At 41.6% G+C, this 7,074-nt stretch carries 6 protein-coding genes; 4 read left to right on the plus strand and 2 right to left on the minus strand.

What is annotated here, in order from left to right:
• Positions 1-617: 617 nt before the first annotated feature.
• The 4 genes from pstC (at position 618) to pstS (ending at position 4,653) form a co-directional block, all read left to right on the plus strand.
• Positions 618-1,571: a phosphate ABC transporter permease subunit PstC gene (gene pstC / locus VB740_RS34950; protein WP_323204395.1), complete on the plus strand. Its 954-nt coding sequence runs from the start codon at positions 618-620 to the stop codon at positions 1,569-1,571.
• 79 nt (positions 1,572-1,650) lie between these two features.
• The gene (pstA, locus tag VB740_RS34955) at positions 1,651-2,544 is read left to right on the plus strand and encodes a phosphate ABC transporter permease PstA (RefSeq protein ID WP_416291244.1); all 894 of its coding nucleotides are present in this window, start codon (positions 1,651-1,653) and stop codon (positions 2,542-2,544) included.
• A gap of 89 nt (positions 2,545-2,633) precedes the next feature.
• A complete protein-coding gene (gene pstB, locus VB740_RS34960; protein WP_416291247.1) occupies positions 2,634-3,488 on the plus strand; it encodes a phosphate ABC transporter ATP-binding protein PstB in 855 nt (284 codons plus the stop codon).
• Positions 3,489-3,561: 73 nt separating this feature from the next.
• Positions 3,562-4,653 carry a phosphate ABC transporter substrate-binding protein PstS gene (pstS, locus tag VB740_RS34965; RefSeq protein ID WP_323204397.1) on the plus strand — a complete coding sequence of 364 codons (1,092 nt, stop codon included), beginning with the start codon at positions 3,562-3,564 and terminating at the stop codon, positions 4,651-4,653.
• Positions 4,654-4,805: 152 nt separating this feature from the next.
• Here pstS and VB740_RS34970 read toward each other — a convergent pair whose 3' ends face one another.
• The gene (locus VB740_RS34970) at positions 4,806-5,993 is read right to left on the minus strand and encodes a tetratricopeptide repeat protein (RefSeq protein WP_323204398.1); all 1,188 of its coding nucleotides are present in this window, start codon (positions 5,991-5,993) and stop codon (positions 4,806-4,808) included.
• Between the two features lie 165 nt (positions 5,994-6,158).
• On the minus strand, positions 6,159-7,074 hold a 916-nt coding region (locus VB740_RS34975; protein ID WP_323204399.1), incomplete at its 5' end, for a group II intron reverse transcriptase.

A 7,074-nucleotide genomic window follows, 5' to 3' on the forward strand; every position in this document is an offset into this window, starting at 1 on the left:
ACGGCATAACACACCCTACTGAAATATTTTCAGAAATCAAATATGATTCCTATATTGCCTCAAATATTTATTAAATCTATGTTGTCGGATTTTTTCTACTTTTATAGGACTTACGCACACTCTACGAATTCTTGGCGTTCTTGGCGGTTCGATAAATTAAGCTTTTCGGCAATTTTTGCGTAAGTCCTGTTTTTAATGCAGATTTTAGTGGGAATTTCGATGCAATATAAAAAAATAAGTCTATTCTGTTCCCAAAATAATTTTACTAATCAATTTCTTTATTCATTAAGTTTAATTTAAGTTTAACAACAGATTATTGTTTGTTTAATTATTTTTCAAATTTAGCAAAATTGAGAAAATTTAAATCCATAGATACAAATTTGAGTTGTTTTTTTGCTGAAACAATATATCGTAAGAGACAAGAAAACTTTAATTAATACATTTAATATAATTTAGTCCGAGATATTGCATTAACCATTTGTCTAATCAGACAGAAATGCTGCAAATTGGGAATTTTTAACGAATAAAAGAGAAAATTTGCCAATTCAAGAAGTTTTTAGGTTGAGATTATTAGTTTTCTAATGTTTACGCTAATTTGGCTTTAATGGAGGTAGTTGATGACTTCCTCAACCAGTGATTCTCAAATGACAGCGCAAGAAGCGCGGTCTGGAACTGAAAAGGCGATCGACCAAAGCTTTCTTTGGGGGACGCGGATACTAGCAATAGGTGTGGCGGGAATTCTGCTATGGATAGCAGGGCAAGTTGCTTGGAATTCAATACCTGCTATTCAACAAGTTGGATTAGAATTTCTCACAACTTCTGCTTGGGATCCTGTAAAGGGCGTTTATGGCGTGCTTCCTATGGCTTATGGCACAGTCGTGAGTTCTCTGATTGCGCTGCTTATAGCTTTCCCAATTGGTGTGGCATGTGCGATCGTCCTCAGCGAGAATTTTTTGCCGTTATCCATTCGGACTCCGCTCACTTTTCTGGTAGAACTGCTAGCAGCTATTCCTAGCGTCGTCTATGGATTGTGGGGCATTTTTGTCTTGATTCCGTTTCTGCAACCTATCGGTGGATGGCTGCACGATAACTTTGGTTATATACCGTTGTTTTCCACGCGATATATTGGGCCAGGGATGTTTCCGGCTGGCATCATCTTAGCGATTATGATTTTGCCCATCCTTGCAACGATCGCTCGTGATTCTCTTGCAGCTCTGCCTAGTGAGTTGCGCTGGGGAGCTTATGGTATTGGAGCTACGCGCTGGCAAGCAATTTTCAGCGTACTCATACCAGCAGCATTTTCTGGCATTATTGGTGGCACGATGTTGGCATTAGGCCGAGCGCTGGGAGAGACAATTGCTGTCACTTTGGTGATTGGTAATAGTAACGATCTAAATTTTTCAATCCTAGCGCCAGCAAATACAATTGCCTCTCTGTTAGCCAATCAATTTGCAGAAGCAGGTGGTTTGCAAAGAGCTTCTTTGTTCTATGCCGGATTAGTGCTATTTGCGATCACACTTATAGTTAACATCGGAGCATATTGGATTATTCAAAAAGTGAAAAAGTACTAATTAGTAATTAGTCATTTGTAATTGGCGATTAACTTTGAATGAAAAGTAAACGATCGCTAATAAAGGAGAAGATTCTGCTATGACAGCTAGTAACCAGGATAGGGATTATGATGAATTTCCTACTCCTAAAATGGAGCGCTCTTACTCTACTCCCAGAACAGCAATTGATTTGGCGCTGACAATATTAGCATTTTTACTGCTAGGTATTGCCTTGCTGCCCTTATTTTTAGTAATTGGCTATGTCATTATTAGGGGAGCCAATCGACTCGATCTCGAACTATTTACTGGGTCGATACCAGCAGCGCTGCAAGAAGGAGGAGGTATTGCCCCGGCGATTGTGGGAACGCTGATTGTAGTGGGAATTGCTGCTGCTATTAGCATTCCCTTTGGCATTCTTGCAGCAGTCTATTTGTCAGAATTTAGCTCTGGTAGGATAGCTAAGTGGGTTCGTTTTGCCACCAATGTCTTAAGCGGTGTTCCTTCCATCATTGTTGGCATCTTTGCCTATGGAGTAATTGTTGCCACAACAGGTACTTACTCTGCGGTTGCGGGAGGATTTGCCCTTGCCATTCTCATGTTGCCTATTGTGGTACGAACGAGTGATGAATCTTTGCAACTAGTGCCGCAAGAGGTGCGGTGGGCATCAGTAGGTGTAGGGTCTTCTAACTTCCAGACTGTATTGCAGATAGTACTACCTGCTGCTATGGGAGCGATCGCAACAGGAGTGACTTTAGCGATCGCCCGGGCCGCGGGAGAAACTGCACCTCTGATTTTTACAGCTTTGTTTACCCAATTCTGGCCTCGCGGTATCTGGGAGCCAGTTCCCACTCTATCGGTCTTGATCTACAACTTCGCTGGTTTACCTTATGAAAATCAGCAGGAACTTGCCTGGGCAGCTTCGCTCATTCTGGTGCTGATGATTTTGCTAACTAGTATTCTCTCTCGTTGGGTAGCTAGTAAAACCACATATTAAACCAATTCGCAATTCGCAATTCGCAATTACGCCTGATGTGAATTAAACTACTGGCGAAAAAATTTTTATGTATCCTTCCAACCTCCTCAATCGTTATGAATTCTAGAAATCAGAATGAAAATCACCAAAACAACAATCCTCCCGTCAAGCCAAAGCACGCAGATTCGAGTGAAACGGTTTTACAGGCCAAAAAACTGAGCGTCTACTATGGCGAAACTTTGGCACTGCAAGAAGTTTCAATGGATATCCTGAAAAATAGCGTCACTGCCTTGATTGGCCCTTCTGGTTGCGGTAAAAGTACGCTAATTCGCTGTTTTAATCGGCTCAATGACCTAATTGATGGCTGTCGAGTAGAAGGTAAAGTGATTTACCGTGGGAAAGACCTTTATGGATCAAAAATCGATCCTGTGGCGGTGCGGCGACGGATTGGTATGGTATTCCAAAAGCCAAATCCTTTTCCGAAATCGATTTATGAAAACATTGCCTATGGGGCTAGAATTAATGGCTTCAAAGGCGATATGGATGAATTAGTGGAGCGATCGCTCCAGCGAGCAGCTTTGTGGAATGAAGTCAAAGATAAACTAAAAACCAGTGGTTTGTCGCTCTCTGGCGGACAACAACAGCGTTTATGTATTGCGCGGGCGATCGCACTTAAACCAGAAGTTGTCTTAATGGATGAACCTGCTTCCTCTCTCGATCCAATATCTACCGAGAGCGTGGAAGAACTAATTCACGAACTGAAGCAAGACTACACTATTGTGATTGTGACTCACAATATGCAACAAGCCACGCGGATATCAGATTTCACTGCTTTTTTCAATGCAAAGGCAGGAAAAAACGGTAAGCGATTTGGTTACTTAGTTGAGTACGACAAAACAGAAGCTATTTTTGAAAGTCCTCATGAAGAATCTACTAAACAGTATGTAGGCGGTCGCTTTGGTTAAGGGATAACCGAGTGACCTTTTTTTAATTGGAGCAAAGCGACTTGACATTACTGTAAAACCCGAAAGAAATATTATGCTGACTCAACCTTTTTTGATGCGACGAGCTTTTCTCCTACCCTTAATTGCCATCTCCTTAGGTACTAGTGCTTGTCAACCACCAACTGCTGAAGATTCTTCACCAAATGCTAGCCCTGCTGCAAACATCGGTGGTGATAACGTCTCCCTGATTGGGGCTGGAGCAAGTTTTCCTGCTCCGTTTTACCAGCGCTGTTTTAATGAGTACAATCAGCAAAATCCTAATATAAGGGTTAGCTATCAATCCGTAGGTAGCGGTGCTGGCGTACAGCAGTTTACACAAGGAACAGTGGATTTTGGTGCTAGCGACGTAGCAATTACGGAAGAAGAAAGACAAAAAATTGAGCGCGGGGCGCTGACAATTCCCTTAACTGCGGGGGCGATTGTACTTGCATACAACTTACCTAGTGTAGAAAAGCCTATCAGATTGCCACGGGAAGTCTACCCAGCAATCTTTCGAGGAGAAATCAAAAATTGGAATAATCCAAAAATTGCTCAAGCAAATCCCGGTGTGAATTTACCCGATTCACCCATTACAGTCGTGCATCGTTCTGATGGTAGCGGTACTACAGCCGTTTTCACGGAACACTTAAGCGAAATTGACCCGCAATGGAAAAGTAAAGTTGGTGCAGGTAAAACTGTAAACTGGCCTGCGGGTGTTGGTTCTAAAGGTAATGAGGGAGTTACTGCCCAGATTCAACAGAGCCAAGGTGCAATCGGCTATGTAGAATACGGCTATGCCAAGCAGAATAAGATTCCTTTTGCTGCCTTAGAAAATAATTCTGGCAATTACGTTCTCGCTTCATCTGAGACATCTGCTAATGCGTTGCAGTCAATAGAATTACCAGCAAACTTAGTTTCTTTTGCTAGAGATCCAAAGGGAGAACAATCCTATCCGATCGTAACCTATACCTGGCTTCTAGCTTATGACCAGTACCAAGACCAACAAAAAGCTCAAACTCTGCAAAATGTTGTTGAATATGCATTGAATGAGTGTCAAAAATTCAGTGAAGAGTTAGGATATGTACCTCTGCCAAAACCAGTTGTAGATAAAATACAACCTACGGTACAGCGGATTACTAAGGGTTAGTATAGCGGTTCTTACATGAGGTATACCCGTAGTATCATTTGTCCTTTGTCCTTGGTAAACACAAATGCTAATGACTAATGACTAATGACGGTCTACACGGGAAATAGTGCAATATATAAGCGCGTTAGCTTATTACTAATGCTCTCTCAAATTTACATCAACTTCATTTCCTGCAACCCCTGGCGTAGCCTCTTCGCCTCTTCGGGATTATGCCTTTCATGAATAGCGATCGCTTTTTTAAAAGCTGTTAAACTCTCTTGATGATTGCCAGCTTTGAGCAACACTACCGCTAAATTTTGATAGGCTTCGGCATAGTTGGGATTTAAGGCGATCGCATTTTGATAATATGCGATCGCATCTGTAAATAAACCCAAAGCCTTAAATATCATCGCCAAGTTATAATGTCCAATAACAAAAGTAGGGTCAATCTTCAAAGTTGCGGCATAAGCAGTTTTCGCACCGTTTAAATCTCCTGCTGCTTTGAGTAAGTTACCCAAGTTGTTGTACGCTCCTAATTTGAGCATGGGGTAAATTGGCAATTTGATGGCAGCTTTATAGTGAGAAATAGCCTGTGGGGATTTTTGCAAGCGACTGTAAGCAATGCCTAAATGATAGTGGAGTTCATATAAAATATCGTAGTTTTCTTCAGCAGTGCTAATTCCTCGTCTCAGTAACTCCATACCTTGGGAAATTTTTCCAGTTTCTACATATAATGCCCCTAATTTACTGCAAACATAGGGGTCATCAGGATGAGTAGCAAGAAACCCTTCCATTGCTGTAGCTGCTTTGGCATATTTGTTATTTTGCGCGATCGCACTTTTTTGATATCCTACGTGTGAAAGTGCCACCCCTGGTAAATAGCCCACTTGCCAATGAGGTTCTTTAGTTAAAATTTCTGACACGCTATCATCCACTAAGGCATGATAAGGACGGTCAAAGCGAATATCTGGATGATTGCGGAATAGCCTGGAAACCAGAGAATATGGAGATTGTTCTGCACCAACTTCGTGGCGGACAAGGTTGATGAGCAGGTATTCGTCTCTTGCGATCGCCTCTCGCAATTGCGGTACAATTGCTGGTGTCAGTGTTTCATCGGCATCTAATACCAGAATCCAATCTCCAGTGACATATTTTAGAGCTGCATTGCGGGCAGCGCTAAAGTCATTACACCATTTAAAATGATGGACTTTTGCACCGAGTTGTTGGGCAATATTGGGAGTGCGATCGATTGAGCCTGTATCCAAGACTACCATTTCATCCACTACTTTTCTGACACTGCTCAGGCATTTAGGCAGTGTTGCTGCTTCATTTTTCACAATCATGCACAGACTGAGTTTCATATTGCCGATAAATTCTGGTTCAAATTTTTGCTTACTGTTGTTACCAACTTAGATTTTTTGCTGATATAGATTAAACTCAACGAGGTTGTCACCAACCCCGTTGGTCTTCAAAACCGTGCTTAATGGTTTCCCATTACACGGCTCCTCAATGATTTGGCACATTTGTCATGTGTACTTCACAACAGAACCATCTTCTGTTGTCTTTTCATCGTGGCAATGTTTGTGTAATATCTGGAGATTTTTGTATTCGTCTTTACCTCCCTTTTTCTTAGGGGTTATGTGGTCAATCTCCAGTACATCTGATTCTCGAAAATACAGTCCGCAGTGGGAACATTTTCCTTTTTGTGACTTCAAGAGCGTTGCCATTCTTTTAGTCGCTTCTGGATGCTTACCCATTCTTGAACTCCAGTAAATTAGGTTGCCATCATAAGGACTGGCTTCGCCATTAACTTTCACATATAGAACTATTGATGTTTCTGTATGTGAACGTAATTGAATCGGGTTTTTACCCTCTTGCTTGTTTGCGAATACCCAATTATTACCGCCTATGGTTTGCCAATATTTTTTTGCTAACCATTTACCCTTTTTATTGTTGTGGCGGCGTTTTGCCCAAGCTCTAAGCTTTAGATACATGAGATGATCCTGAGTGGAAAAAACCACTGAGCTTACTACGGTTGAGTAGTATTTTGACCATCCTGTGATTACCGGATTAAGGTTACTGATTAACGCCGATTGTGGCGCTGCCTTATGGTCGTCGATGATACTTGCTACTCGGTCGTAATGTATCTTCTGCTTTTCTTTGCTTGGGGTGATGATTGTCTTGAAACCTTGTTTTGAGTGGTATTTACCCACTTTCCACTGTTTTATGTTAAAACCGAGAAAGTTGAATCCTGGTTTTTCTGCCTCATACTCGTTTAGCGTATGAGTTAGTCGTGTTTTTGAAGGTTTCAATTCCAAACCCATATCTTTTAACCATTCAGAGATTATCTCTCTGCATCTTTGGACAACGGTTATGTCTTCATGAAGTATCACGAAGTCATCGGCGTATCGAATAAGTCGGGGACTTCTAAACTTTGTACCT

It is taken from the genome of Nostoc sp. UHCC 0251 (assembly GCF_034932245.1).
In the GTDB taxonomy this organism is placed as follows: domain Bacteria; phylum Cyanobacteriota; class Cyanobacteriia; order Cyanobacteriales; family Nostocaceae; genus Nostoc.

Bases quoted from the DNA above. Each gene is read 5' to 3' on its own strand.
- pstC (WP_323204395.1), top strand. From the start codon at position 618: ATGACTTCCTCAACCAGTGATTCTCAAATGACAGCGCAAGAAGCGCGG.
- pstA (WP_416291244.1), top strand. From the start codon at position 1,651: ATGACAGCTAGTAACCAGGATAGGGATTATGATGAATTTCCTACTCCT.
- pstS (WP_323204397.1), top strand. From the start codon at position 3,562: ATGCTGACTCAACCTTTTTTGATGCGACGAGCTTTTCTCCTACCCTTA.
- VB740_RS34970 (WP_323204398.1), bottom strand. From the start codon at position 5,993: ATGAAACTCAGTCTGTGCATGATTGTGAAAAATGAAGCAGCAACACTG.